Origin of the sequence: Corallococcus sp. CA053C, from assembly GCF_003611675.1 — a bacterium.
GTDB lineage: Bacteria > Myxococcota > Myxococcia > Myxococcales > Myxococcaceae > Corallococcus.
The window spans coordinates 1-1,865 of sequence record NZ_RAWA01000739.1 but is presented as its reverse complement, the minus strand read 5'-3'; the positions used below and the strand labels follow the sequence as shown (position 1 = coordinate 1,865).

Here is a 1,865-nt window from a genome sequence, read left to right as displayed (position 1 = left end):
GGGGATGGGCGGGCGCGGCCGCTGCGCGTGCTCGACGAGGAGGTGCCGGCGAAGGCGCCCCGGGCGCTGGTGTCTCCGGGTGCGGCGTGGCTGACGCGGCAGGCGTTGTCGCTGAGGGACCGGCCGGACTTCCCGGAGCGGCGGCGGCTCACGGGCCTGCCGGCGCGGGTGCACTGGAAGACGGGCACGAGCTTCGGCAACCGGGACGCGTGGGCGGCGGGCTCCGGGCCGAAGCACACGGCGGTGGTGTGGCTGGGCAACTTCGACCACGCGTCCAGCGTCCACCTGGTGGGCGCGGAGAACGCGGCCCCGCTGCTGTTCGACATCCTGGAGGGCGTGGGTCCGCGCGGCACGCTGTTGCAGGAGGAGGACGCGGCGCCGCCGAAGGACCTGGTGCGCGTGGAGGTGTGCGCGTACTCGGGGCAGGTGCCCACGGACGCGTGCCTGCAGCGCAAGACGGTGGACGCGGTGCGCACGGCGGTGCCGACGACGCCGTGTCCGTACCACCAGCGCGTGGAGGTGGACGTGGACGCGGGCCTGTCGGTGGGGCCGGGGTGCCGCGAGGGACGCCGCACGGAGTCGCGTGTGTATCTCTCCTGGCCGTCCAGCCTGCGCCGCTGGCTCGCGGAGCAGCAGCGTCAGCTCCCGGAGCCGCCGCCGTTGGCACCCGGCTGCGTCGCGGGAGGGGAGCGGGACACGCCCACCATCCTCTCGCCCCCGGAAGGACAGGTGGCGCTGCTCATCCCCGGCATGTCCGAGAGGGAGCAGAAGGTGCCGCTGGAAGCGGAGGCCGCGCACGACCGGGAGCTGACCTGGTTCGTGGATGGAGCCTTCCTGGGCACCGCCCGCGCTGCCGAGCGCCTCTGGTGGCAGCCGACGGTGGGGACCCACGACATCCTCGTCACCGACGACCGGGGCCTCACCGCAAGGCGCACGCTGGTGGTGCGCGAGCGCAACTGAGGCACCTGTGTCGCTGCGTCGTCACGCGCCGCGAACACCCGCGGCCACCTGCCGCGCCAGCGCCACGCCACTGAGGAACGCGCCCTCCACGCGGGGCCCCGCGCACCAATCTCCGCAGGCCCCCAGCCCGGTGTCCGCGTCGTACAGCGCGGGCGTGTCCAACGGCGGCGAAGGCATCGCATAGCGCCAGCGATGCGCCACCGCCTCCACCGCGCGCACGTCCGTGCCCAGGGCCCGAGCAAACGCCTCCACGAGCTTCGGAGCCATCTGCTCCGGCGTCTCCTCCAGGTGCGCCGCGCTGTACTCCGGCGACCCGTGCAGCACCCACCGCTCTCCCGCGGGCCGCCCGGGCTTGCTCATCTCGCGCGACACCCACGACAGCGGAGAGTCCTTCACGAACGCCCCATCGAGCGCCAATGCCACCGGCGCGTCGAACCGGGCCATCACCGCCCAGCACGGCGACAGCCGGGCCCCCTTCGCCTGCTCCGCCAATGCGGGCGCACCGGCCAGCAGCGGCACGGCCTGAGGCGCGGGCACCGCGGCCACCACCACCTCCGCCAATCCCAAATCCTCGCCCGTCTCCGAACCCAACCGCCACGCCCGGCCCTCGCGGACCAGCCGCTCCACCCGGACGCCACTCCGCACGTCCAGCCCGTCCGCGAGCCCCTGCGCCACCGTGTTCATCCCCGGCACGCCCACGTACCGCACGGACTCCTTCGCCGAAGGCGTCACCGCGCCGCGCTCCAGCGTCCCGATGCGGCCATGCCACTCCGCCGCGACGCCCTCCGCCACCCACGCCTCCACCTGCGCGACGAAGAGCGGATCCCTCGCGGTGAAGTACTGCGCCCCGTGGTCGAACGTGCCCCCGTCCGCGTTCTTCCGTGTGGACAGCCGTCCGCCCGGCC

The 1,865-nt window shown here is 74.5% G+C and carries 1 protein-coding gene and 1 pseudogene; one reads left to right on the top strand and one right to left on the bottom strand.

The features are described 5' to 3' along the window. Nucleotides 1–960: pseudogene (locus D7V97_RS42725) on the top strand (penicillin-binding protein 1C); the annotation flags it as partial. Nucleotides 961–981: 21 nt separating this feature from the next. Here the strand turns inward: D7V97_RS42725 and D7V97_RS42720 are convergent. After that, nucleotides 982–1,865 (bottom strand): NAD(P)/FAD-dependent oxidoreductase (locus tag D7V97_RS42720; RefSeq protein WP_120616238.1); only part of this gene is annotated, 884 nt, incomplete at its 5' end.